This window comes from Streptomyces sp. NPDC048644, assembly GCF_043199105.1.
Lineage (GTDB): Bacteria > Actinomycetota > Actinomycetes > Streptomycetales > Streptomycetaceae > Streptomyces.
On sequence record NZ_JBICVO010000019.1, the window covers coordinates 1 to 23244 of the forward strand.

A 23244-nucleotide genomic window follows, 5' to 3' on the forward strand; every position below is an offset into this window, starting at 1 on the left:
TCCACCGAAGTGGACGGGGTATCAACATATCTGGCGTTGACTTTTGGCACGCTGTTGAGTTCTCAAGGAACGGACGCTTCCTTTGTGCCTGTTTCGCCAGGCTCTCCGGGCGCTTCCCTCCGGTCTTGCGTTTCCGACTCTATCAGATCCTCGCGGTCCTGATTTCCGCCGGTGCGATCCAGCCTTTCGGCCTTTTCGCGTTTCCAACCTTACCAGATCCGTTTCCGTATCCGGCCCCCTGTTGGAGCGAGGTTGGCCTTCCGGCTTTCGCTTTCCGGCCTTTCGAAATCACTGTCCTTCTGCAGGCATGCAGAAGCTCGATTCGATATTCCGAATCATGATTCGAAGGATTGCTGCCCACTGAGCCGGACCGCAGTTGTGCGGTGTTGGCTTTCCGGGGCAGGTCTCAGACAGTACAGGCCCGCTTGGGGCGAGGCAAATCGATGGGGTGCTCAGAAGCGGCGGCGGAGAGGGCTGTGGGCGGTGTTGCTCATGCGGAACCGTCAGTTCTTATGACTTACGCTTCTGAGCGGTGCGCCGTCCAGGACAGGTAGTGACGGCGGCCTGATGAATCTCCGCCCCTGGGAGGCTTCCCATGACCACCGTGTCGTCCCCGCTTGCCGGACGTGCCATCGGACTCGCGGCTGTGCCCGATCCGGTCTTCTCCGGCGCGATGGTGGGCCCCGGTACCGCCATTGACCCCGTGCGCGAGCCGTCCGAGGCCGTCTCGCCCGTTGACGGCGTCGTTGTTTCGTTGCACCCGCATGCGTTCGTCGTTGTGGACGCCGCCGGCCACGGGGTGCTCACGCACCTCGGTATTGACACTGTCCAGCTCAACGGCGAGGGCTTCGAGCTGCTCGTCAACAAGGGCGACACCGTTCAGCGCGGCCAGGCGGTCGTGCGCTGGAATCCGGCCGCGGTCGAGGAGGCCGGGAAGTCGCCGGTGTGCCCGGTCGTCGCGCTGGAGGCCGCTGCCGACTCGCTCGGTGAGGTCCGTGAGGACGGCGAGATCAAGGCGGGCGAGACGCTCTTCTCCTGGCAGTAGCCGGGTGCCGTCCTGCGACGGCAGTTACGACATCCACCGCGGCGGCGCGTATCGCCGCATCAACCGGAGACGGGTGAAATGGAGACAACGCTGCGAGGCGTCGGCGTGAGCCATGGTGTGGCGATCGGCGAGGTGCGGCACATGGGCACGGCGGTTCTCGAACCGCCGGCCAAGCAGATTCCGGCCGAGGACGCAGAGCGCGAACAGGGGCGTGCCCGTCAGGCCGTTGAGGCTGTTGCCGCGGACCTGATCGCGCGGGGGAACCTGGCCGGGGGTGAGGCGCAGGCCGTGCTCGAGGCGCAGGCCATGATGGCCCAGGACCCGGAGCTGATGGCCGACGTCGAGCGTCGGATCGCGGTCGGGAGCACGGCCGAGCGTGGTGTGTACGACGCGTTCGCCGCCTATCGGGCGCTGCTGGCGGGTGCCGGGGAGTACCTGGCGGGGCGGGTCGCCGACCTCGACGACGTGCGGAACCGTATCGTCGCGCGGCTGCTGGGTGTGCCGATGCCGGGTGTGCCGGACAGCGACGAGCCGTACGTGCTGATCGCGCGGGATCTCGCGCCGGCCGACACCGCGCTGCTCGACCCGGCGCTGGTGCTCGGGTTCGTGACCGAGGAGGGCGGGCCGACCAGCCACAGCGCGATTCTCGCGCGGGCGCTGGGGGTGCCGGCCGTGGTGGCGCTGCCGGGCGCGGGTGAGCTGGTCGAGGGCACCGTGATCGCCGTCGACGGCAGCACCGGTGAGATCTTCGTCGAGCCGAGTGCCGAGAAGCGTGCGGGGCTCGAGCAGGCGGCTGCGGCGCGTAAGGCGGCGCTGGCGGCTTCGTCCGGTCCGGGTGCCACATCGGACGGGCACAAGGTGCCGCTGCTGGCGAATGTCGGCGGTCCCGCGGATGTGCCGGCGGCGGTCGAGGCGGGGGCGGAGGGTGTCGGTCTGTTCCGTACCGAGTTCCTCTTCCTGGACGACAGCAAGAAGGCGCCGTCCGAGGACAAGCAGGTCGAGGCGTACCGCAAGGTGCTGTCGGCCTTCCCCGAGGGCCGTGTCGTGGTGCGGGTGCTGGATGCCGGTGCGGACAAGCCGCTGGACTTCCTGACGCCGGGTGACGAGCCGAACCCCGCGCTGGGAGTGCGGGGCCTGCGGACGCTGCTCGACCACCCCGACGTGCTGCGTACCCAGCTGACCGCGCTGGCGAAGGCGGCCGAGGGGCTGCCGGTCTACCTCGAGGTCATGGCGCCGATGGTGGCGGACCGTACCGACGCCAAGGCGTTCGCCGACGCGTGCCGGGAGGCCGGTCTTCAGGCGAAGTTCGGTGCGATGGTGGAGATTCCGTCCGCCGCGCTGCGGGCCCGGTCGATTCTGCAGGAGGTCGAGTTCCTTTCGCTGGGGACGAATGACCTGGCGCAGTACACCTTCGCGGCGGACCGTCAGGTCGGTGCGGTGTCGCGTCTTCAGGATCCGTGGCAGCCGGCGCTGCTCGATCTCGTCGCGGTTTCGGCCGAGGCCGCGAAGGCCGAGGGCAAGAGCTGTGGTGTGTGTGGTGAGGCGGCTGCCGATCCGCTGTTGGCGTGTGTGCTGACCGGGCTCGGTGTCACCAGCCTTTCCATGGGTGCGGCGTCGATCCCCTACGTGCGGTCGACGCTGTCGAAGCACACGCTGGCGCAGTGTGAGCGTGCGGCGGCGGCGGCGCGGGCCGCGGACACCGCCGACGACGCGCGGTCGGCGGCGCAGGCGGTGCTCTCCGGAGAGTGATGCCGGGCGGCGTGAGCGTCGCGTTCCGGTGCCGATGGCCGTCCCGCCCTGTGTGGCGGGGCGGCCATCTGCCGTACGGGCGGCGGTGGTTGGGGGTCAGTGGTGCCGGTGGGTCTCGGGTGGCGGGGTGAGGGGGAGGCCGGCGGCGTGGTCGACGCGGTGTTCGGGCGGGATGGGTTCGCCGGTGTCGGCGTCGGTGCAGTAGGCGGTGAAGACCTGGGCCGCGGTGAGCGGGCGTGGCCAGCCGTCGCGCAGGGACCAGCCGCGGACGGTGTCGCGGGTGGCGTCGGGCGGGAGGCCGGGGGCGGTGTCGGCGGTGGTGCTGCGGGAGACGATGCCGCCGGGGGTGTTGAGGGCCATGCCGGCGGCCAGGACCGTGCAGAAGATCAGGGTCCGTGATTCGGAGAGGTGCTGCCTGCCGCCTTCGCGTGCGGTGGTGTGCAGGACGGCGAGGAGTTGCGGGTCACCTGCGGGGATGCTGCACACGAGGTGGTGGGTGCCGTCCCCGAGTCCTTCGAGGAGTTGTTTGAGTACGGCGGTGGCGCGGGCGAAGGCGGCGTGGGCGAGGTCTTCGCCGCATTCCTCGCAGGTGCCGGTGCGGGCGAGTAACGCGGATGCCTGTTCCCAGGTGGCCTGCCGGTCGGCCTCTTCGATGAGCAGCGGGAGGAGTTGGGCGAGGGGTTCGCCCGCGTAGGGCAGGGTGGCGCCGGCGCAGGCGAGTTCGGCGGCGTAGCGGGCCCGGCTGTCGGTGCGGTCCGGGTCGAGGCCGAGGTCGTCGCAGTAGGTGTCGTAGGCGTCCGGGTCGAAGAGGGCGAGGGTGGTGCGGACGCCCTGGGATGCCAGGGTGCGCAGCAGGGACTCCATCTGCTGGAGGTAGCCGGCGTGGTCGTCGAACGGGAAGGTGCGGTAGCGGCGCATGGCCGCGAAGTCCTGTTCGTCGGCCAGGACGGCTGCGGTGCTGGGGACTTCGCGGCGCAGCAGGTCGTGGGCGCCGTGGTCGGCGGGCCTGGATGTGGATGTCATGACTCCCCCTCGGTGAGCTGGGTGTCCGCGGCGGCGGGTGGTGCCGCCGCGGACTTCACTTATCACTGAGAGTAATCGGGGGGTCTGACAATGGCGGCCTGGGTGCCGGGGGCCGTTACTTTGCGCGGTCGTGGGCGATGCGCTCGTAGAAGCGGAGCAGTTCGAGGTCGTCGACCGAGCCGGGGTTGACGGCCTTGTCGAGGGGGGTGCCCTGGAGGAGGCGTTTGACGGGGACCTCGATGCGCTTGCCGGTGAGGGTGTGCGGGACGCCGGGCGCTTCGATGATGTCGTCGGGGACGTGGCGCGGGGACAGCTCGGTGCGGATGGTCTGTTTGATGCGGGTGCGCAGGTCGTCGTCGAGGGTGGCGCCGGGGGCGAGGTGGACGAAGAGCGGCATCCAGTAGCCGCCGTCGGGGAGTTCGAGGCCGATGACCAGCGATTCGCGGATTTCGGGGAGGCGTTCGACGGCTTCGTAGATGTCGGCGGAGCCCATCCGGACGCCCTGGCGGTTGAGGGTGGAGTCGGAGCGGCCGTGGATGACGACGCTGCCCCGGGAGGTGAGGGTGATCCAGTCGCCGTGCCGCCAGACGCCGGGGAACATGTCGAAGTAACTGTCGTGGTAGCGGCTGCCGTCGGGGTCGTTCCAGAAGCGGATCGGCATGGAGGGCATGGGGCGGGTGACGACGAGTTCGCCGACCTCGTCGATGACCGGCTTGCCCTGGGCGTCCCATGCCTGGAGGTCGGTGCCGAGGCCGGGGGCCTGGAGTTCGCCGATGTGCACGGGGAGGGTGGGGACGGCGCCCGCGAAGCAGCTGCAGACGTCGGTGCCGCCGCTGACGGATGCGGTCCAGAGGTCGGCGCCCGCCTCCTGGAAGGAGTCGTGCAGCCAGCGGAAGCCGTCGGGGGGTAGCGGGGATCCGGTGGTGGCGACGCAGCCGATGGCGGAGAGGTCGAGGTCGCGTGCGGGGTGGATGCCGGCCTTGCGGCAGGCCATGACGTAGGCGGCGGAGGTGCCGAAGACGGTGGCGCGGGTACGTTCGGCGACCCGCCACTGGGCGGCGATGTCGGGGTGGCCCGGACTGCCGTCGTAGAGCACGATCGTGGCGCCCACCAGGAGGCCGCCGACGAGGAAGTTCCACATCATCCAGCCGGTGGACGTGTACCAGAAGAAGCGGTCGTCGGGGCCGAGGTCGCAGTGCAGGCCGGCCTGTTTGAGGTGCTCGACGAGGATGCCGCCCTGGGACTGGACGATGGCCTTGGGGAGGCCGGTGGTGCCCGAGGAGTACAGGACCCACAGCGGGTGGTCGAAGGACACCTGTTCGTAGACCGGTTCGGTGTCGTTCGTGGTCAGGTCCGACCAGTTCAGGGTGCCTTCGGGGGCTTCGGTGCCGAGGAGGGGGACGTGGACGACGGCCCGGAGGGTGGGGAGTTCGGCGCGCAGCTCGGTGACGGTGTCGCGGCGGTCGTGTTCCTTGCCGCCGTAGCGGTAGCCGTCGACGGTGAACAGGACGACGGGCTCGACCTGTTGGAAGCGGTCCAGGACGCTGCGGGCGCCGAAGTCGGGGGCGCAGGAGGTCCAGACGGCTCCGACGGCCGCGGTGGCGAGGAAGGCGACGACGGCCTGCGGGATGTTGGGGAGGTAGCCGCTGACGCGGTCGCCCGGACGGACGCCGATGGCGCGGAGTTCCGCGGCGAGTGAGCCCACCTGGGCGCGGAGTTCGGCCCAGCTGACGGGGGCGGGTTCCAGGGTCTCGTCGGCGTACAGCAGGGCGGGGGTGGCGGCGCGCTCCGGGTCGTCGGCCGTGCGCAGGGCGTGTTCGGCGTAGTTGAGGGTGGCGCCGGGGAACCAGCGGGCGCCTGGCATCGCCTCGTCGGCGAGCACCGTCTCGTAGGGGGTGCTGAAGCGGACGTCGAACCAGGTGGCGACGGCCTGCCAGAAGGCGGGGAGCGCTTCGACGGACCAGCGGTGCAGGTCGGCGTAGCTCGTGGCGGGGTCGCCCGGGGTGGCGGCGGGTGCGCCGTGGTGGGTGGCGGCCCATTCCTGGAAGCGGGTGACCTGTGCCCCGGCGATGCGGTCCTGGCCAGGCTGCCAGAGGGGACGTGGCTGCGAGGCGGGCTGCGGTGCGGTGGTCATGATGCGGCTCCCGGGCGATGCGCGTGGTGGGCGTCGGTCGCGCACGGCGGGGGTGTGCGCGGGACGCGGCTTGCCAGGACGATGCCATGTGATCGACTTGCGCACCAGGGTGGGCCGGGCATCAGGGGGTCCTGCGGATGCCGGGGCGGCGGGCTCAGGGCCTGGTCGGACGGTGTGCGGGTGGGGCCGTACGGCGGCGCTGCGGGGGTGGTGCGCGGGCTTCCTGTGGTGGGTGGGGGCCGTCGTGTGGGGGGTTTCGGCCACCGGGCGGCGGTTGGTGGTCTCTCAGGTGAACGACAGTTGAACGACGCCTTCGCGCAGCGGCGGCGATGACAGTGTGAGCAGCATGAACGGGCGTGATCTGGTGCGGTCGGTACGGGTGGTGCGGGCGGTCGGGGCGGCGCAGGGGCTGCGGTCCGTGCGGGCGGCGTGGCAGCGGCGACGGGCGGATGCGGTGGCGCTGCCGCGGAACGGGCGGGAGCGGGCGCGGGTGCCCGGGGAGGCCCTGGGTGCCGAGCCGGAACCGGGAGGCGGGCTGGTCCATTTCGCGCGGTCGTCGTTGCGGGTGCGGGTGGCGACGGGCGGGGCGGTGTTCTGCGGCTGGGACGGCGCGGGGCCCGAGCCTTCGTACGCGCTGGCGGCGTGTCCTGAGGCGGACGTGCGGGCGGTGCTGGAGCCGGACACCGAGGGCGGCTGGCGGGTGGTGTCCGAGCGGGTGATGGTGGCGGTCTCCCGGTACGGCGCGGTGGAGGTGCGGACGCCGGGCGGGGCGCTGCTGCGGCGGGAGTTGCCGCCGCGGTGGTGGGATCGTGCGGATGGGACGGATGGGACGGATGGGACGGACAGGATGGACGGGGCGGGCCGTCCGCGAGGAGCCGGTGAGGCCGCGGGTGCGGGCGCGGCCGGTGGGGACGGGACGGCCGGGGCGGACGGCACTCCCGGGACGGACGGTGCCGCCCCCGGTGCCGCCGAGCGGGCGGCGGGCTCGCGGTGGGTGCAGCGCTCCGAAGTGGCCGCCGACGCGCGGTTCTTCGGACTGGGCGGCCGGGCGGGCGGGCCGCGGCTGCGGGACGGTGCGTACCGGCTGTGGAACACCGGGCCCGGTGACGCGTCGGGCCCCGACGATGTGCCGTTGTCGCTGACGATGCCGGTGCAGCTGGTGGTCGCGGACGCCGGAACGCATCTGGTCTTCCACGACAACTCCTGGGACGGCTGGGTGACGCTGCGCGAGGGCCGGGAGGGCGCGGGGTCAGGGCACGACCGGCTGGGGGCCTGCGCGCTGCGGATGGACGGCGGGCCGCTGCGGTACTGGGTGCTCGCGGGCACCCCGGCCCGGGTGCTGCTGGGCTGGGCCGCGCTGACGGGCGCCGCCGCGGTGCCGCCACGCTGGGCGCTTGGGCATCAGCGCGCCGGGCAGGGGTCCGGCGGGGCGGCGGAGGTCAGGCGGGTCGTGGCGGGGTACCGGGAGCGCGGTCTGCCGCTGTCCGCCGTCCATCTGGACATCGGTCATCACGACCGGCACCGGGTGTTCACCGTCGACCGGGAGCGGTACCCGGATCTGCCGGGGCTGGCGCGGGAGTTGCGGGCGGACGGGGTGCGTCTGGTGTCGGTGGTGCATCCGGCGGTCAGGGCGCAGCCGGGTGAGCCGGTGTACGACAGCGGGGTGGCGGCGGGGGCGTTCGTGCGGGACGCGCGGGGGCGGGAGGTGTGGGGGGTGGCGTGGCCCGGTGCGTCGGTGTTCCCGGATTTCACCGATCCCGCGGTGCGCCGGTGGTGGGGCGGGCTGTACGCGGAGCGTCTTGAGCAGGGATTCTCCGGGGTGTGGCACGACATGAACGAGCCGTCGGCGTTCGCGGCGTTCGGTGAGCCGACGCTGCCGCGTTCGGCCCGGCACGCGCTGGACGGCAGGGGCGGTGACCACCGGGAGGCGCACAACGTCTACGCGCTGGAGATGGCGCGGTCCTGCTACGAGGGGCTGAGCGCGCTGCGGCCCGATGAGCGGCCCTTCCTGTTCTCCCGGTCGGGCTGGGCGGGGATGCAGCGGTTCGGCGGGGCGTGGCCAGGGGACGTGGCGACGGGGTGGCCTGGGCTGCGGGCGTCGCTGGCGCTGGTGCTGGGTCTCGGGCTGTGCGGGGTGCCCTACAGCGGGCCCGATGCCGGCGGGGCGGCGGTGCCGTCCCGTGAGCTGTATCTGCGCCGGCTCCAACTGGCCGCGTATCTGCCGCTGTTCCGTACCCGGGCGGCGGACCGGTCGGGGCGGCGGGAGCCATGGGAGTTCGGGCCCGAGGTGCTGGCGCACGCGCGGGCCGCGCTGCGCGAGCGGGAGCGGCTGCTGCCGTACTTCGAGACGCTGGCGCAGGTGGCGCGGCTGACGGGCGCGCCGTACGTGCGTCCGGTGTGGTGGCACACGCCGCGGGACCGTGCGCTGCGGGACTGCGGGGACGCGTTCCTGCTGGGTGACGCGTTGCTGGTGGCGCCGGTGCTGGAGCCGGGCGGCGGCGGGCGGGCGGTGCGGCTGCCGCGGGGCCGGTGGTACGACACCGCGACCGGGCGGGCGTACGAGGGCCCCGGGCAGGTGCGGGTGGACGCGCCGCTGTCGCGGATACCGGTGCTGGCGCGGGCGGGTGCGGTGCTGCCGGTGACGGGTGCGGACGGCGGGACGGAGCTGGAGGTGTGGGCGCCGACTGCGGGGCGCAACGGCGGCGGGACGGTGGCGGCGGACGCCGGCGGGGGGCGGCGGCCGGTTGTCGAGCGGTTCGTTTCGCGGCTTGAGGACGGGCGGGTGGTGGTGGAGCGGCAGGACGGGGGCCCCGCCGGGTACCGGGTGCGGGTGCGCGGGGCGGAGGGGTGAGCGGGGGTTCCCCTCCCGCCGTCCGGGCTGCCGGGTGAGCGGGGGTTCCCTTCGCGCCGGTCCGGCTGCTAGATGATGTCCATGCCAAGTATTTTCCGGCCGGGAGTCGCCGCCGCGCTGCGCGGGCTCGCCGTTGCCGTCTGTGCCGTGCTGACCGTCTCCGCTGTGCCGTCGAGTGCGGTGGCCGCCGCTGCCGCCGTGCACCCCGCAGGCTCTGCGTACGAGGTCCGGGGGCCCGGCGCGGAGCCCCGCGCCCCCGAGGAGTTCGTCGCGCTGCGCGAGGTGGATCCGACGATCATCCAGGAGATGCGGTACTTCACGCCGCACGACTTCATGGGGGTGCGGGTGACCGGGTACCACGCGCCGGTGTGCCTCGTCACGCGGGACACGGCGCGCGCGTTGCACCGTGCGCAGCGGTCCTTCCTGCGGCGCGGCTACGCGCTGAAGGTGTACGACTGCTACCGCCCGCAGCGGGCCGTCGACCACTTCGTGGCCTGGGCCAAGGATCTCGGCGACCAGCGGATGAAGGGCGAGTTCTATCCGCGCGTCGACAAGTCGATGCTGTTCAAGGACGGGTACATCGACGAGACGTCGGGGCACAGCCGGGGCAGCACCGTCGATCTCACGCTGGTGCCGCTGCCCGCGCTGCCGACCCGGCCGTACGTTCCTGGTGAGCCGCTGTCCCCCTGTTACGGGCCGCAGGCGACCCGCTTCCCGGACAACTCCCTGGACATGGGCACCGGTTTCGACTGCTTCGACACCCTGGCGCACACCCTCGATCCGCGGATCAAGGGGAAGCGGCGGGCGAACCGGATGCTGCTGAAGAAGGGCATGGAGCGGGCCGGCTTCGTCAACTACCCGTACGAATGGTGGCATTACACCTTCACGCCGGAGACATTCCCCGACACCTACTTCGACTTCCCGGTGTCGTGGCTCTCGCTCGGCGGGCGGTGAGCGGCGGCGGCCGGGGTTCCGCAGCGGGCGGCGGCGTGCCACACTCCTGACGCATCGTCAGAAAACTGTGCCGAGCACCGGGAGGGGCGCCGTGCCACGCCTACGCAAGCCCGTGGTGGCGGGTTGGTTCGATCAGGACGCGACGGATTTCCGGCTGCGGGGGACGCGCTGCCGGGACTGCGGCGCGGTGTTCTTCCCGCGCGAGGACTCCTTCTGCCGCAACCCCGGCTGCGCCGGAGTCGTCCTGGACGAGGTGCCGCTCTCCCGGCACGGCACGGTGTGGTCCTGCACGGACGGCCGCTACCGTCCGCCCGCCCCCTACCCCAGCGACCCGGACACCCCCTGGGAGCCGTACACGCTGGTGGCGGTGGAGCTGGCCGCCGAGCGGATGGTGGTGCTCGGTCAGGCGGCGCCCGGGGTCACGGTGGCGGACCTGCCGGTCGGATCCGAGGTCGAGCTGGTGCCCGGCGTGCTGTACGAGGACGCCGACACCACCTGGACGACCTGGCACTGGCGGCCCGCGGCGGCGCGCTCCGGGGAGGCGTCATGACGGGCGACGTGGCGGTGCTGGGCGCGGGCATGCACCCGTGGGGCAAATGGGGGCGCAGCTTCGTCGAGTACGGGACGAAGGCGGCGCGCGAAGCGCTCACGGACGCCGGGCTCGACTGGCAGGCGGTCCAGAGCGTGGTCGGGGCCGACACCGTACGCGGCGGTTATCCCGGGTACGTCGCGGGCGCCACCTTCGCCAAGGCCCTTGGCTGGCAGGGCGCCAGGGTGACCAGCGTCTACGCGGCGTGCGCTTCGGGTGCGCAGGCGATCAACACCGCGCGCTCGCAGATCCTCGCCGGGATGGCGGACGTGGCGCTCGTGGTGGGCGCCGACGCCGCCCCCAAGGGGTTCTTCGCCCCCGCGGGCGGCGAGCGCCCCGACGATCCCGACTGGCTGCGCTTCCGCGTCCTGGGCGCCACCAACCCCGCCTACTTCGGCCTGTACGCGCGCCGCAGGATGGCGCTGTACGGCGATACGACGGAGGACTTCGCGCAGGTCAAGGTGAAGAACTCGGCGGCGGGCGCGGCCAATCCGTACGCCCGCTACCGCACACCGGTCACCACCCAGGAGGTCGCCGCGTCCGCCGTGGTCGCCGATCCGCTGCGCCTGCTGGACATCTGCGCCACCTCGGACGGCGCCGCGGCCCTCGTGCTGACCAGCATGGAGTTCGCCCGTCGGCACGGCGCCGCGGACCCGGTGCGGATCCGCGCGGTGTCCACCGCCACCCCGCACTACCCGCGCACCGTCCTCGATCTGCCCGACATCGCCACCGACTCCGCGGCGGCCATACCTGAGCCGGCGACCGGCTTCCGCGCCTCGATCGCCCGCAGCGCGTACGAGGAGGCGGGCATCGGCCCCGATGACCTCTCGCTCGCCGAGGTCTACGACCTGTCCACCGCGCTGGAACTTGAGTGGTACGAGGACCTGGGCCTGTGCGCCGCCGGTGAGGCCGTGAAGCTGCTGCGGGAGGGCGCCACGGCGCTCGGCGGGCGGCTGCCGGTGAACCCCAGCGGCGGCCTGTCCTCCTTCGGCGAGGCGGTGCCCGCACAGGCCATCGCCCAGGTCTGCGAGCTGACCCGGCAGCTGCGCGGGCAGGCGGGGAAGCGTCAAGTGCCGGGCGCCCGCGTCGGCATGACGGTCAATCAGGGATTGTTCGGACACGGTTCGGCGGTCGTCGCGGTCCGGTGATCCGTGGCCGCCTTCCGGTGGTGCGGTGGCCGCCTCGCACCCCCGCGAAACCCTGCGTGAACAGTGCGTGAACCGGCCACGGGACGGGCCGGGGACGCGGCATGCTGCTGCCGTGCCTGCCTGGACGGACCAGCTCCGATTCGCCTTCCAACCCGTCGTGAACCTCGCGACCGGCTCGGTCGCCGCGCTGGAGATACTCGCCCGCCCCGAGTGCGGTGACGTGCTGGCTTCGGCGCGCCGCTCCCCCGACGTCGACGCCGAACTGACGGGCCTCGCCGTGCAGTCGGCGGCCCGTCAGGAGGTCCTGCTGCCGCTGCACGTCAACGTCTTCGCGGCGACCGTGGCCGAGCTGCCGGGTCTTACGGCGCTGGGCAAGGCCGTGCACGACGCGGGCCGGCGGCCGTGGGAGATCACCCTCGACCTCGTCGGTCCCTTCACGCACGTACCGCACCGGGCGCTGCTCGCGGGGGTCGCGGAGCTGCGCGACGAGGGGTACCGGATCTGCGCCGACGGGATCGGCGACGGCGATCTCCCGCTGCGGCTGCTCGGCGAGCTGGCGCCCGACCTCGTCAAGCTCGACGCCTCGCTGTGCGCGGGCCTGACCGACGACGCCGGGGCGCGGGCCGTGGTGGCCGCGATGGGCCGGCTGTGCGAACAGACCGGCGGGCTGCTCGCCATCGAAGGGGTGGAGACCGAGCGGCAGTACGCCGCGGTGCGGGACGCCGGGGTGCAGCTGGCGCAGGGCAACCTGTTCGCACCACCCGCCCGGCGCCCGGCCGCCGACGTCTACCTGCCGCCCGCCGAGTCCGCGCCCGCCACGGTCGCCGCCGCGCCGTACGGTGCGCCTTCGGGGCCGCCGGTCGCGCAGTTCCTCCAGCCCGCCGCGCTGCTGCCGATGTCCGCGTCGGCGGGCGCGGTGCGCAGCCACCTCACCGCCTTCCCCGAGGTGTCCGGCGTCCTGCTGGTGGATGCCGACGGGGTGCCGGTACGGGCGGTGGACCGGGACCGTTTCCTGCTGTCCCTGTCGGCGCGGTACGGCCACGCCCTCTACGCGGACCGTCCGGCGCTGCGGCTGGCGGACCGGCCGCGCACGGTCGGCGCGGGGGCGACGGCCTGGGAGGTGCTGGACGTGATCACCGACGGCGAGCGGGTGCGTACCGACGACGACGTGGCGGTGGTGGACGAGCGGGGCCGGTGCATGGGTGTGGTGCATCTGGCCGACATTCTGCGGGCGTTGGCGGAGAGCCGGGTGGAGGAGGCGGCGCGGCTCAATCCGCTGACCCGGCTGCCGGGTTCCGACGCGGTCAACGGCGAGGTGGACCGGCGGATCGCCGCGGGGCGGCCGTTCGCCCTGAGCTGGGTGGACGTGGACGGCTTCAAGCAGGTCAATGACGGGGCGGGGTTCGCGGCCGGCGATGAGCTGATCCGGTCGGTGGGGCGGGCGCTCGCCGAGGTCGCCGGGCATGACGCGGACGCCCGGGTGGGCCACATCGGCGGCGATGACTTCCTGGTGCTGGCCGAGCCCGGCGGCCTGGAGCCGTTCGCCGCCGCCCTGCTGGACGTCGCCTGGTCGGCGGGCGGCGCGCCGGTGACGCTGTCGCTGGCGACGGTGGTGTGCCCGCCGGGCGGCGTGCCTGGCCACCAGCAGGCGGCAGCGGCGCTGGCGCCGCTGAAGAAGGCGGCGAAGGCGCTGTCCGGGGCGAGTTGGGTGGTCGGCAGGCCGGGCTCGGAGCGGTTCGAGACGCGGCGCGGGGCACCCGCGCGGGTGCCGGGCCCGGCGGGCGGGGACGGTACGCCCGCAGTCGGCCAGGAGGACGCACGGGCCGACCGGCGAGGGGCCGTTTCGGGGTCCGCCTGAGGCCACGGGCCACGCCGTGCGGAACGCCCCGCGCTGCGCCGGGCCTTGACGCTCCCGCACGGCCGGTCAACACTTCCGGTGCCGGTCGGCGCCACACCCGGGGCGGCCGGACCGCGGACGCGCGGCCCGTACCTCGGACGGCGGGGTACGGGCCGTGCCCGTGCGTCCGTCAGGGCAGTGCGGGCTCCTGCTGCCGGGAGCTGACGTCCATCGCATGCTGGACGACGGCGATCAGCACGTCGCGCACCGACTCCTTGTGCCGGGCGTCGCAGAGCATCACCGGCACCTCGGGGTCGAGGTCCAGCGCGTCGCGCACCGAGTCCGGCGGGTGGTGGTCGGCGTCGTCGAAGCAGTTGACGGCGACCGTGAAAGGCAGGCCGCGGCGCTCGAAGTAGTCGATGGCGGCGAAGGAGTCGGCGAGTCTGCGGGTGTCGGCGAGGACGACGGCGCCCAGCGCGCCGAGCGCCAGCTCGTCCCACAGGAACCAGAAGCGGTCCTGCCCCGGTGTGCCGAAGAGATAGAGGACCAGCTCGTCGTTGACGGTGATCCGGCCGAAGTCCATCGCGACGGTGGTGGTGGTCTTGCTCTCCACTCCGTCGAGATCGTCGACCGGACGGCCCGCTTCGGTGAGCCGCTCCTCCGTACGCAGCGGTTTGATCTCGCTGACCGCGCCGACCAGCGTCGTCTTGCCCACGCCGAAACCGCCCGCGACCAGGATCTTGAGCGTCATCGGATCGACGGCGGCGGACCTGCGGCGCTCAGAACGCCCGAAGACCATGGGCCTCTTCTCCCGTAGTGCCGTGTGTGCAGCGGACCTCGCGCACGAGCGGTGAGGGCAGGGGACCGGCCTGCGGCTGCAAGGGAACCGTACAACGTGCGCACCCTGGCGCCCACTTGAGGTACGAAGCGGAATCCGGCCGGCCGGTCCTGACGCCCCAAGTGCCCCGAAAGGGGCGCGATGTACGGCGGGTTGGGGGGCGCGGGCCGGAAGTCAGCGCGGCCCGAGTACCGCCGGCCGGTCCCGGTCGAGGACGTCCAGGAGGCCGACGAGGCCGGACTCCACGAAGGCGCACAGCTCGTCACGGCCGCCGGCCTCCCCTGACGGCCAGCTGATGACCGCTTCCTCGGCGAACGCCATCCAGGCGCGGGAGGCCACGGCGCTGCGCGGGGTGTCGGGCATGCCGAGCCTGCGCCGGCCCTCGCACAGCCGCCGGGCGAGTACGTCGCGGGTCTCGCCGAGGATGTCGGTGACCGCGGGGTGGCTGCCGGCCGCGCCGCGGACCAGCGCGAGGTAGATCTGCCGGTGTTCCAGGACGTAGTCCACGAAGCCGGCGATGAAGGCCCGCATCCAGGGGACGGGGCCGAGTGCCGGGTCGGGTTCGGTGGCGTCGGTGAAGTGGGCGCAGGCGGTGCGGACGACGGCGCGGTAGAAGTCGCGCTTGGATTCGAAGTAGTGGAAGAGCAGGCCGCGGGAGATCCCTGCGCGGCGGGCCACCTCGTCGGTGGACAGTTCGTCCAGAGAGCGGTCGGCGAGCATCTCCAGACCGATGCCGACCAGTTGCTCGCGCCGCTGGTCGGGGGTGAGTCGGGTGACGCGCTTGCCGGACATGCCCGCAGTGTACGGCGGGCCGTGCGGGCCGGGGCGGGCGCCGTGCCCCGGCCCGCTGCGGGTCAGCTGTACCGGCCGAGATGCTCGACGATCGCCGGGTTGACCTGGTCGGGGACCTCTTCGGGCAGCCAGTGGCTGACGCCTTCCAGCGTCTCGAAGCGGTAAGGACCGTCCACCCACTCCCCCGTGGCCTCGGCGGCGGCACGGCCCAGCGCGATGTCCTCGCTGCCCCACATGTAGAGGGTGGGCACGGAGATCCGTCCGGCCGGCACCGCGAGGGTCTCCTCGGGTGCGCGGTACCAGTTGAGGGTGGCGGTCAGCGCGCCGGGCTCGGAGAGCCTGCGGATGTTGGCGTCGACCAGCGGGGCGGGCACCTTGCCGCCGTAGGCCGCGCGCAGCCAGGCGGCGCCGTCGGCGAGCAGGGTCTCTTCGGCCACGCCGCCGGGGGTGCGGAAGAGGCGTACGTAGTCCTGCCGCTTGTACTGGTCGGTGCCCTTGGCGGCCTCCCGGCCGAGTGCCGTGGGGTGCGGGGTGGCCAGCACGGTCAGCGACTTCAGCCGGTCGGGGTGCGCGCCGGCCAGCGCCCAGGCGACCATGCCGCCCCAGTCGTGGGAGACGAGGTGGAAGCGGCCTGCGCCCTGGGAGTCGGCGAACGCGAGGGCGTCGGCGACCAGTTCGGGCACGGCGTAGTCGGTGACCTGCGCCGGGCGGGCGCCGGGCGAGTAGCCGCGCTGGTCGACGGCGACGGCGCGGTAGCCGGCCGCCGCCAGGGCGGGGAGCACCTGGGACCAGGAGTCGGCGAACTCGGGCCAGCCGTGCAGCAGCAGGACGAATTCACCGTCGGCGGGCCCGGCGGCCAGGGCATCGTAGGTGTACGGGCCGACCCTGATCTCCAGGCGCTCGAAGGGGTGCGGCGACGTATCCGTGGCCATGACGGCACTCTCCTCTTGTTGACCGATGCTCAACAGGACCGTAACAAGGTGACGGCCGATGCTCAACGCCCCCAGGCCGCAGGCGCGTCGGGCCGCGGACGGGCCACCACGCGCGACGCCCGTGCCGCCGCTCCGGCGATTCCGGAGGGGCGGCACGGGCGTCGGGTGCGGGGCCGGGCGGCTCAGAGGGCGCGCAGGCCGTCGATCACCTCGCGCAGCACCTTCTCGTCGGGCAGTTCGGCGGGCGGCACCGGGCGGCTGACGTGCACAAGCTCCGCGTCCAGCAGGTCGCCGATGAGTACCCTGACGACCCCGACCGGCAGGTCGAGTTCGGCCGCCAGCTCGGCGACCGACAGCGGCGCCTGCCGGCACAGCTCGACGATGTCGACGTGCTCGGGCGACAGCATCTGATCGCCGACCGTGTCGTCCGCCCGGCTCTCGGCGATCACCAGCGCGATCAGGTCGAGCCGACCCTCGGCCGCCGTACGGGTGCGCCCGCGCGTCATCGCGTACGGGCGGACGACGGGCCCCGCCTCGTCGTCGAACCAACGGGCCGTACCGCCACGGGGCACGGCCCGATCGTCCTGATCGCTCATGACCTCACCGTCGTCACCCGCTGGTGGGCAGCTCGCTCCGGGGCGCGGTGCCCAGGTGCGTACCCACGCGCTTGACCAGCAGCGTCATCTCATAGGCGATCAGGCCGACGTCGGACTCCGCCTCGGCCAGGACGGCCAGGCAGCTGCCGTCGCCCGCCGCGCTGACGAACAGGAACGCGTCGTCCAGCTCGACGAGGGTCTGGCGGACCCGGCCCGCGTCGAAGTGCCGGCCGACGCCCTTGGCCAGGCTGTGGAATCCGGAGGCCACGGCGGCCAGGTGCTCGCCGTCCTCGCGGGTGAGGTCCTTGGACGCGCCGGTGGCCAGTCCGTCGCTGGAGAGGATGAGTGCCTTGCGGATGCTGCCGACCCGCTCGACCAGCTCGTCGAGGAGCCAGTTCAGCTCCCCCGATCCCTGCGAGGCCGATGCGCTGGCGGCTGCTGCCTTCGGTGCGGTCATGGGCCGTCCCCTCCCGGTGTGGTTCCTGGTGCTGTGGTGCCCCCGCCGTCGCCTTCGCGTGCGGCACTGCCGTCCGCGCTGCCGTCCTGGGTGGCGTGGTCGTCCGCGCTGCCGTCACCGGCTGCGGACTCTTCGTTGTCGCGGCGACCGCGCTGCCAGCCGCGCTGGAGCGAGGCCATTCTGGCGCGCACCGCCTCGGCGTCCCGGTCGTCGTCCGCCTGCGCCGCCCGCCGCTCCTCTTCGGCCTGCTGCGCGGGGTCGGCCTTGAGCTGCGGGGCGAGGCTGGCCTGCCGGACCCGGCGGGGCAGCCCGCCCGGTGTGGTGGCCGGGGGCCGCTGCCGGGGCGGGCCGCCCGCCTGCGGGTCCTGTGCGGGGCCGTCCGGCGTCCGGCCGCCGCCCTCGTCGGCCGCGCGCGGAGCGTGGTCGGCGGGCTCGGGCTCCGGGCGCGCGGGGCCGCCGCTCCTGGCGCGGGTCTCACCGTCCTCGACCGTACGGCCGTGGTCGGAGACCAGCACCGGCGGGCGGGGGCGGCGGCGCGGCAGCGGGGCGGGGCCGCTGCCCGGTGTCCGGTCGCCGGCCTGCTGGTGCTGTTCGGCGGCGGCGAGACGGGGCACAGGTGCGATGCCTGGCGACGGGGTGGGTCCGGTGGGCGCCGCCGCGCCGCGCCGGCCGCGGCCCCTGGACCTGCCGCGGAAGAGGGCGTCCTCGTCGTCGAGCCGGTCCAGCTCGTCAGCGCCGAGCGGCGGCTCCAGTTCGACCGGCCCGTCGAGTGCGGGGACGCGGCTCGCGCGCCGCCCCAGCACCTGCGCCGGGGCGCCCAGCTTTCCCGTGACCGGCTCCAGCGCGGGCAGGTCGGGTCCTTCCGCCGACTCCACGCGGGCCGTCTCGCGGTCCCCGCGGCCACCCGGGCCCGATTCGGTGAGGATGGTGCCGGGGATGAAGACCACGGCGGTGGTGCCGCCGTACGGCGAGGGCTGGAGTGACACCCGTACGGCCTGCCGCTGGGCGAGCCTGCTGACCACGAACAGGCCGAGGCGGTCGGTGTCGGACAGTTCGAACTCGGGGGTCTCGGCGAGCCTGAGGTTGGCGTCGAGCAGCAGGTCGGGGGCCATGCCGAGGCCGCGGTCGTGGATTTCGAGCGTGAAGCCGTTGGCGACGCGTTCGCCGACGACCTGGACGGCGGTGTGCGGCGGGGAGAACACCGTGGCGTTCTCCAGGAGTTCGGCGATCAGGTGGGTGAGGTCGGAGACCGCGGGCCCGTCGACCGCGAGCCGGGGCAGCCTGCGCACCTCGATCCGCTCGTAGTCCTCCACCTCGGCGACGGCCGCCCGCACCACGTCCATCAGCTGGACGGGCTTGCGCCACTGCCGGGAGGGTGCCGCCCCGGAGAGGATCACCAGGCCCTCCGCGTGGCGGCGCATGCGGGTCGTGAGGTGGTCGAGCCGGAAGAGGTCGGCGAGTTCGTCGGTGTCCTCGGTGCGCCGCTCCATGGCGTCCAGGAGGGTGAGCTGGCGGTGCAGCAGCACCTGGCTGCGGCGGGCGAGGTTGACGAACACCTCGGAGACGCCGCGGCGCATGTCGGCCTGCTTGACCGCGGCCTCGATCGCGGCCCGCTGGAGGGTGTTGAGCGCCTGGCCGACCTGTCCCGTTTCGTCCTGGCCGAATTCCAGCCGGGGCGCCTCGGTCTCCACGTCGACCTGTTCGCCGGCCGCGAGCCGCCGCATGACGCTGGGCAGCCGGACGCCGGAGACCTCGTGCGCGGCCTTGCGCAGCCGGGTGAGGTCCTTGACGTGCCGGCGGCCGATGCGGAAGGAGACGACGAGCGAGACGAGCAGGGCGACGAAGCCGAGCACGCCGGCGATCACCGCCTTGGCCACGACGGCGAGTGCGACCGGCCTGACCCGGCTCCGGAAGCGTTCGGCCGATTCCTTGCCCATCCGCTGGAGGTCGTCGAGCACCCTGGTGGCCTCGGTGTCCCAGCGTTCGGCGTTGAGTGCCTTCGGGGCGGCGGCTGCGCCCGCGCCGATCGCGGTGTTCTCGTACCCTTCGAGTTCGCCGGTCGCGGGCGAGCGCCAGTAGTCCTGGAAGAGGCCGCGGTCGCGGGGTGGCAGGAGGGGCAGGCTGGTGCGGTACAGGACCCGGCGGGCGGCGACCTCGTCGGAGACCGTGCGCAGGTCGCTCTTGCTCATGCTGCCGGAGGCCAGCGCCGCCGACATCAGCGCGTCCTCGCGGGAGAGCGACTCGCGGGCGCGGGTGACGGTGACCAGGGCGCGGCCCTGCTTGTCCAGTTCGACGTTCTCCAGCGCGTGCAGTGCGACGATGAAGTCGTAGTGCGGGTCGACCATGCCGTTGTAGGCGGCGAACGCCTCGTCGCGGGAGACGGTGTTGTTCTCGACCTGGCCGCGCAGGGCGGGGAGTTGGGACAGCGCCTGGACGGCGGTGCGCATCGCGCGGCGCGCGGCGCCGCCGAGGTCGTCGCGCACGTCGGGGTCTTCGGCTCCGGCGCGCAGCCGGGCCACGGACTCGTCGGTGGCGCGGGTCTGCTGCCGCAGTTGCGGGAGTGCGTCCGCGTCGCGCCGGTCGGCGAGGTACATCAGGCTCTGTCTGCGTTCGCGCTGGAGGTCCTGCACGACCTCATCGGCCGGACCGCCCAGCGCATGGTTGACGTGGCCGACTTCGAGCAGCTGGTTGGCATCGCGACCGGTGACGTACGTCGCGAAGGCCCACATGACCGTCAGGGACACCAGCGGCACGAGCAGCAACGCCACGATCTTCCGACGGATCGACTTCCCGCGAAAGCGCATGGCCTCCCCTAGTCAACCCCGGCCCACGGGGGTGGTGTTCCGTCAACAAACGGCGTGAGCCTACTACTGCCGGACGGCCAACCCGAAGACCTGGCCAGACGTCGGCTCCTGGCACCCGGCGGGATCGTCACGGCTTGTCCGGCGATTCCCGGACAAGCCACCCGCGCATCGGGCCACCGCACTCCCGCCACTATCCGGCCGACAGCCGGGCGTCTGGCCGGAATTCCTCCACCCCGGGTAACACGGCGGCGCCCCCTTGGGCGACGATGGCGGCGGACCCCGGGGGGCGGCACGCGGAACGCGGTGCGGCCCTTGGCGTGCGCCGCGCGCGAGCCGGGTGCAGGGCCGGGGTCGGGACAGGCGCGACGGTACGGGGAGTGTGACGCGTTGACGGAATCCGGCAATCGCCCGCTGTGGCAGGAGGAACCGGCCGCCCGCCGCCGGATGGCCGACCCGGTGCGTACCGCCGCGGTGCGCGCGGTGCTCATCGTGGCGGTCACCCTGATCCAGGCGATGGTGGCGTTCCTGAGCACGCTGGCCGGGTCCTGGCTGGCCTTTCCCTCGGTGATCAGCACGGTCGCCAGCACCGTGGTCGCGACCTGGGCGGTGCTGGACGTCTGGGTGACCCGGCAGGTGTGGGTGCAGCGCCACGGCGTGCAGTCGCAGCCGAGCAGTACCGCCCGGCAGTTGCGCCGTGAGCGCAGGCAGGCCCGTCGGGAGGCCCGCAGGCAGGCCCGCAGCAAGAAGCGGGAAGGACCGCCCCGGGTCGACCGCGCGCCCGTGTGACCGCCCGCGCTCAGGCCACCGCCTCTTCGCGCACGGCGGGCCGCAGGTGCACCATGCCGTCCAGGACGGTGACGCCGTGCGTGCGCACCGGGCGGCGGGCCGGCAGGCAGGCCGGTGCCCCGGTGCGCAGGTCGAACAGGGCCGCGTGCAGCGGGCATTCGACGTGGCAGCCCGCCACGAACCCTTCGGAGAGCGAGGCGTCCTGGTGGCTGCACAGGTCGTCCGTCGCGTAGAACTCACCGTCCTCCGCGTGGAAGACGGCAATCACGGGTGTGTGCTCGTCAACGGTGATCCGCAAGGACTCGCCCATGGGCAGATCTTCGATACGGCAGACGGGAATCATCTGGTCCCCCTCGCGCTGATCGGTATCATGGCGTTTTGAATAACGCATCGCAGAGCGCGATGCGCAACAGAATCCAAGCCGGGGAGCGGGCCGTCAAGAGCCTCCCGGCAGATGCCCTCAGACGTGCCCCTCAGGGGCCACCGGGTGGTGACACGAAGACCCATGTCGAACACGAGCGATACCGCAGACGACCGGTCCGACGAGCGGCGCGGAGGGGCGGGATCCGTCCAGTCCGTGGACCGCGCGGTGAGCGTGCTGGAGATCCTCGCCCGCCTCGGCGAGGCCGGAGTGACCGAGCTGTCCGAGGAGTTGGGCGTCCACAAGTCGACGGCCTTCCGGATCCTGGGGGTCCTGGAGAACCGCGGCCTGGTGGAGCAGGAGAAGGAGCGCGGGAAGTACTTCCTGGGCGCCGGCGTACTGCGCCTGGCGGGCGCCGCGGCCATCCGGCTCGACATCTCGCAGGAGGGCCAGCCGGTGTGCCGGGCGCTCGCCGACGACACCGGGGAGACGGCCAACATCGCGGTCCTGGACGGCGATGCGGCGGTGAACATCATGCAGGCCAGGGGCGCGGCGGCGGTCACCGCCTACAACTGGCTCGGCAGGCGTACCCCGTTGCACGCCACCGCGAGCGGCAAGGTGCTGCTCGCGCATCTGCCGCGGGAGCGCAGGGAGAGCCTGGTGGGGCGCAAGCTGCCGCGGTTCACCGAGCACACGCTCACCACGCCGGGCGGCCTGCGCGAGCAGCTGGCCGGCGCGCTCGACGACGGATTCGCCTGCTCCACCGAGGAGTTGGAGATCGGCCTCAACGCGGTGGCGGCGCCGGTGCGCGCGCACGACGGCGCGGTGATCGGCGCCATCGGCGTCTCGGGGCCCGCCTACCGGATGGAGCGGCCACTGCTGCCGGAGCTGGCGGAACGATCCGCCAAGGCGGCGGCCGACCTCTCCCGGCGGATGGGCTACGCGGGTTGACGGCGTGTCGGCCCACGCCGGGAAAAGTCACCTCTTGACGGATCGGTGACAGACTTCCAGCATGTCTCCCATGGCGCAACGCAACGCGTCATGGGCAACACAAGGGGTGGGCGGAGCGCCGCCCGCCGCCGTCCCGTTCTCTTTTGCAGCGCACCACTCCAACCCCTCACAGGCATCCGTGCCGACTCCACGCGCGCATCCGCCCTGCTCTGACGCAGGCGCTGTTTAGGAGTGAGACATGCCGCACGAAGCCCGCGCCGTCATCGCCGTCAAAAAAGGCGCGCCCGTCGAGGTGCTGCCGATCCTCGTGCCCGACCCCGGTCCCGGCGAAGTGCTCGTGGCCGTCCAGGCGTGCGGGGTGTGCCACACCGACCTGCACTACCGCGACGGCGCGATCGGCGACGACTTCCCCTACCTGCTCGGCCATGAGGCGGCCGGCACCGTCGAGGCCGTCGGGCCCGGTGTCGCCGACCTCTCCCCCGGCGACTACGTGGTGCTCGCCTGGCGGGCGCCCTGCGGCCAGTGCCGCTCCTGCCGCCGCGGCCGGCCGTGGTACTGCTTCGACTCCCGCAACGCCGCCCAGCCGATGACCCTGCTGGACGGCACCGAACTCACCTGCGCCCTGGGCATCGGGGCGTTCACCGAGAAGACCCTGGTGGCCGCGGGGCAGGCGGTGAAGGTCGACCCGGCGGCGCGCCCCGAAGCCGCGGGCCTGATCGGCTGCGGGGTGATGGCGGGCTACGGCGCGGCCGTGCACACCGGGGCCGTCGGCAGCGGGGACACCGTCGCCGTGATCGGCTGCGGCGGGGTCGGCAACGCCGCCATCGCCGGCGCCTCACGGGCCGGCGCCCGCCGGGTGATCGCGGTCGACATCGACGGCGGGAAGCTGGACGCCGCCGAGCGCTTCGGCGCCACCGACACCGTCAACTCCCGTGGCACCGACCCCGTCGAGGCGGTCCGCGCGCTCACCTCGGGGCACGGCGCCGACGTGGTGATCGACGCGGTGGGACGGCCGGAGACCTACCGGCAGGCGTTCTACATGCGCGACCTGGCCGGCACTCTGGTCCAAGTGGGCGTCCCCGACCCGGACATGCGGATCGAACTCCCGCTGATCGACCTCTTCGGGCGCGGCGGCGCCCTCAAGTCCTCCTGGTACGGCGACTGTCTGCCCAGCCGCGACTTCCCCGTCCTGATCGACCTGCACCTCAGCGGCAAGCTCGACCTGGAGCGGTTCGTCTCGGAGACCATCGGCCTCGCGGACCTCGAATCGGCCTTCGCCAAGATGCGCCGCGGCGATGTGCTCCGCTCGGTCGTCGTCCTGTGAGACCCACCGTCGTCCCTTGAGACCCACGGGCCGGGAGACGCGCACGACGCGCACGACGGCGGCGTCCCGGCCC

19 protein-coding genes are annotated in these 23244 nt (G+C 73.1%); 10 read left to right on the plus strand and 9 right to left on the minus strand.

The window, feature by feature from the left end:
* Nucleotides 1–595: 595 nt before the first annotated feature.
* On the plus strand, nt 596–1045 hold the full coding sequence (locus ACGFNI_RS31140; RefSeq protein WP_393688353.1) for a PTS glucose transporter subunit IIA: 450 nt from the start codon (nt 596–598) through the stop codon (nt 1043–1045).
* Nucleotides 1046–1123: 78 nt separating this feature from the next.
* On the plus strand, nt 1124–2794 hold the full coding sequence (ptsP, locus tag ACGFNI_RS31145) for a phosphoenolpyruvate--protein phosphotransferase (protein ID WP_393688354.1): 1671 nt from the start codon (nt 1124–1126) through the stop codon (nt 2792–2794).
* Nucleotides 2795–2890: 96 nt separating this feature from the next.
* Here ptsP and ACGFNI_RS31150 read toward each other — a convergent pair whose 3' ends face one another.
* On the minus strand, nt 2891–3817 hold the full coding sequence (locus tag ACGFNI_RS31150) for a hypothetical protein (RefSeq protein ID WP_393688356.1): 927 nt from the start codon (nt 3815–3817) through the stop codon (nt 2891–2893).
* Between the two features lie 115 nt (nt 3818–3932).
* A complete protein-coding gene (locus ACGFNI_RS31155) occupies nt 3933–5951 on the minus strand; it encodes an acetoacetate--CoA ligase (protein WP_393688358.1) in 2019 nt (672 codons plus the stop codon).
* A 346-nt stretch (nt 5952–6297) separates the two neighbouring features.
* Between ACGFNI_RS31155 and ACGFNI_RS31160 the strand changes: the two genes are divergently transcribed.
* The 5 genes from ACGFNI_RS31160 (at nt 6298) to ACGFNI_RS31180 (ending at nt 13351) form a co-directional block, all read left to right on the plus strand.
* Nucleotides 6298–8802, plus strand: a complete 2505-nt coding sequence (locus ACGFNI_RS31160) for a glycoside hydrolase family 31 protein (RefSeq protein WP_393688359.1) — start codon at nt 6298–6300, stop codon at nt 8800–8802.
* Nucleotides 8803–8883: 81 nt separating this feature from the next.
* Nucleotides 8884–9756, plus strand: a complete 873-nt coding sequence (locus ACGFNI_RS31165) for a M15 family metallopeptidase (protein ID WP_393688361.1) — start codon at nt 8884–8886, stop codon at nt 9754–9756.
* Nucleotides 9757–9847: 91 nt separating this feature from the next.
* A complete protein-coding gene (locus tag ACGFNI_RS31170; protein ID WP_393688363.1) occupies nt 9848–10306 on the plus strand; it encodes a Zn-ribbon domain-containing OB-fold protein in 459 nt (152 codons plus the stop codon).
* Complete coding sequence (locus ACGFNI_RS31175) at nt 10303–11493, plus strand: lipid-transfer protein (RefSeq protein ID WP_393688364.1); 1191 nt, start codon at nt 10303–10305, stop codon at nt 11491–11493. Before ACGFNI_RS31170 ends, ACGFNI_RS31175 begins: the two co-directional genes overlap by 4 nt.
* A 112-nt stretch (nt 11494–11605) precedes the next feature.
* The gene (locus ACGFNI_RS31180; protein ID WP_393688366.1) at nt 11606–13351 is read left to right on the plus strand and encodes an EAL domain-containing protein; all 1746 of its coding nucleotides are present in this window, start codon (nt 11606–11608) and stop codon (nt 13349–13351) included.
* Nucleotides 13352–13520: 169 nt separating this feature from the next.
* Here the strand turns inward: ACGFNI_RS31180 and ACGFNI_RS31185 are convergent, their stop codons facing one another.
* From ACGFNI_RS31185 to ACGFNI_RS31210, 6 genes are all read right to left on the minus strand, one after another.
* Nucleotides 13521–14129, minus strand: a complete 609-nt coding sequence (locus tag ACGFNI_RS31185; RefSeq protein ID WP_393688368.1) for an ATP/GTP-binding protein — start codon at nt 14127–14129, stop codon at nt 13521–13523.
* A gap of 213 nt (nt 14130–14342) precedes the next feature.
* Complete coding sequence (locus ACGFNI_RS31190) at nt 14343–14960, minus strand: TetR/AcrR family transcriptional regulator (protein WP_393688370.1); 618 nt, start codon at nt 14958–14960, stop codon at nt 14343–14345.
* A gap of 62 nt (nt 14961–15022) precedes the next feature.
* Nucleotides 15023–15892 (minus strand): alpha/beta fold hydrolase, encoded by an 870-nt coding sequence (locus ACGFNI_RS31195; RefSeq protein ID WP_393688372.1) that lies wholly within the window; start codon nt 15890–15892, stop codon nt 15023–15025.
* 182 nt (nt 15893–16074) lie between these two features.
* On the minus strand, nt 16075–16488 hold the full coding sequence (locus ACGFNI_RS31200; protein ID WP_393688374.1) for a DUF742 domain-containing protein: 414 nt from the start codon (nt 16486–16488) through the stop codon (nt 16075–16077).
* A gap of 13 nt (nt 16489–16501) precedes the next feature.
* Complete coding sequence (locus ACGFNI_RS31205) at nt 16502–16945, minus strand: roadblock/LC7 domain-containing protein (RefSeq protein WP_393688376.1); 444 nt, start codon at nt 16943–16945, stop codon at nt 16502–16504.
* Nucleotides 16942–19749, minus strand: a complete 2808-nt coding sequence (locus ACGFNI_RS31210; RefSeq protein ID WP_393688378.1) for a nitrate- and nitrite sensing domain-containing protein — start codon at nt 19747–19749, stop codon at nt 16942–16944. The genes ACGFNI_RS31205 and ACGFNI_RS31210 overlap by 4 nt, the downstream gene beginning before the upstream one ends.
* Nucleotides 19750–20052: 303 nt before the next feature.
* Between ACGFNI_RS31210 and ACGFNI_RS31215 the strand changes: the two genes are divergently transcribed.
* Nucleotides 20053–20535 carry a hypothetical protein gene (locus ACGFNI_RS31215; protein WP_393688380.1) on the plus strand — a complete coding sequence of 161 codons (483 nt, stop codon included), beginning with the start codon at nt 20053–20055 and terminating at the stop codon, nt 20533–20535.
* Nucleotides 20536–20545: 10 nt separating this feature from the next.
* Here ACGFNI_RS31215 and ACGFNI_RS31220 read toward each other — a convergent pair whose 3' ends face one another.
* Nucleotides 20546–20878, minus strand: coding sequence for a bifunctional 3-phenylpropionate/cinnamic acid dioxygenase ferredoxin subunit (locus tag ACGFNI_RS31220; protein ID WP_393688382.1), 333 nt, complete (start codon nt 20876–20878; stop codon nt 20546–20548).
* 162 nt (nt 20879–21040) lie between these two features.
* On the opposite strand from ACGFNI_RS31220, the gene ACGFNI_RS31225 reads away from it, so the two are divergent.
* Together ACGFNI_RS31225 and ACGFNI_RS31230 are read left to right on the plus strand one after the other, a co-directional pair.
* On the plus strand, nt 21041–21847 hold the full coding sequence (locus ACGFNI_RS31225) for an IclR family transcriptional regulator (RefSeq protein WP_393688384.1): 807 nt from the start codon (nt 21041–21043) through the stop codon (nt 21845–21847).
* Between the two features lie 238 nt (nt 21848–22085).
* Entirely contained in the window at nt 22086–23171 is a 1086-nt protein-coding gene (locus ACGFNI_RS31230) for an S-(hydroxymethyl)mycothiol dehydrogenase (protein ID WP_393688386.1), read from the plus strand.
* The last annotated feature ends 73 nt before the right edge of the window (nt 23172–23244 follow it).

Excerpts from the sequence above, each read along its gene's own strand:
- ACGFNI_RS31220 (WP_393688382.1), bottom strand. The coding sequence starts at position 20,878 with ATGATTCCCGTCTGCCGTATCGAAGATCTGCCCATGGGCGAGTCCTTG.
- ACGFNI_RS31175 (WP_393688364.1), top strand. The coding sequence starts at position 10,303 with ATGACGGGCGACGTGGCGGTGCTGGGCGCGGGCATGCACCCGTGGGGC.
- ACGFNI_RS31200 (WP_393688374.1), bottom strand. The coding sequence starts at position 16,488 with ATGAGCGATCAGGACGATCGGGCCGTGCCCCGTGGCGGTACGGCCCGT.
- ACGFNI_RS31195 (WP_393688372.1), bottom strand. The coding sequence starts at position 15,892 with ATGGCCACGGATACGTCGCCGCACCCCTTCGAGCGCCTGGAGATCAGG.
- ACGFNI_RS31140 (WP_393688353.1), top strand. The coding sequence starts at position 596 with ATGACCACCGTGTCGTCCCCGCTTGCCGGACGTGCCATCGGACTCGCG.
- ACGFNI_RS31155 (WP_393688358.1), bottom strand. The coding sequence starts at position 5,951 with ATGACCACCGCACCGCAGCCCGCCTCGCAGCCACGTCCCCTCTGGCAG.
- ptsP (WP_393688354.1), top strand. The coding sequence starts at position 1,124 with ATGGAGACAACGCTGCGAGGCGTCGGCGTGAGCCATGGTGTGGCGATC.
- ACGFNI_RS31205 (WP_393688376.1), bottom strand. The coding sequence starts at position 16,945 with ATGACCGCACCGAAGGCAGCAGCCGCCAGCGCATCGGCCTCGCAGGGA.
- ACGFNI_RS31210 (WP_393688378.1), bottom strand. The coding sequence starts at position 19,749 with ATGCGCTTTCGCGGGAAGTCGATCCGTCGGAAGATCGTGGCGTTGCTG.
- ACGFNI_RS31225 (WP_393688384.1), top strand. The coding sequence starts at position 21,041 with ATGTCGAACACGAGCGATACCGCAGACGACCGGTCCGACGAGCGGCGC.
- ACGFNI_RS31165 (WP_393688361.1), top strand. The coding sequence starts at position 8,884 with ATGCCAAGTATTTTCCGGCCGGGAGTCGCCGCCGCGCTGCGCGGGCTC.
- ACGFNI_RS31150 (WP_393688356.1), bottom strand. The coding sequence starts at position 3,817 with ATGACATCCACATCCAGGCCCGCCGACCACGGCGCCCACGACCTGCTG.
- ACGFNI_RS31160 (WP_393688359.1), top strand. The coding sequence starts at position 6,298 with ATGAACGGGCGTGATCTGGTGCGGTCGGTACGGGTGGTGCGGGCGGTC.
- ACGFNI_RS31185 (WP_393688368.1), bottom strand. The coding sequence starts at position 14,129 with ATGGTCTTCGGGCGTTCTGAGCGCCGCAGGTCCGCCGCCGTCGATCCG.
- ACGFNI_RS31190 (WP_393688370.1), bottom strand. The coding sequence starts at position 14,960 with ATGTCCGGCAAGCGCGTCACCCGACTCACCCCCGACCAGCGGCGCGAG.
- ACGFNI_RS31230 (WP_393688386.1), top strand. The coding sequence starts at position 22,086 with ATGCCGCACGAAGCCCGCGCCGTCATCGCCGTCAAAAAAGGCGCGCCC.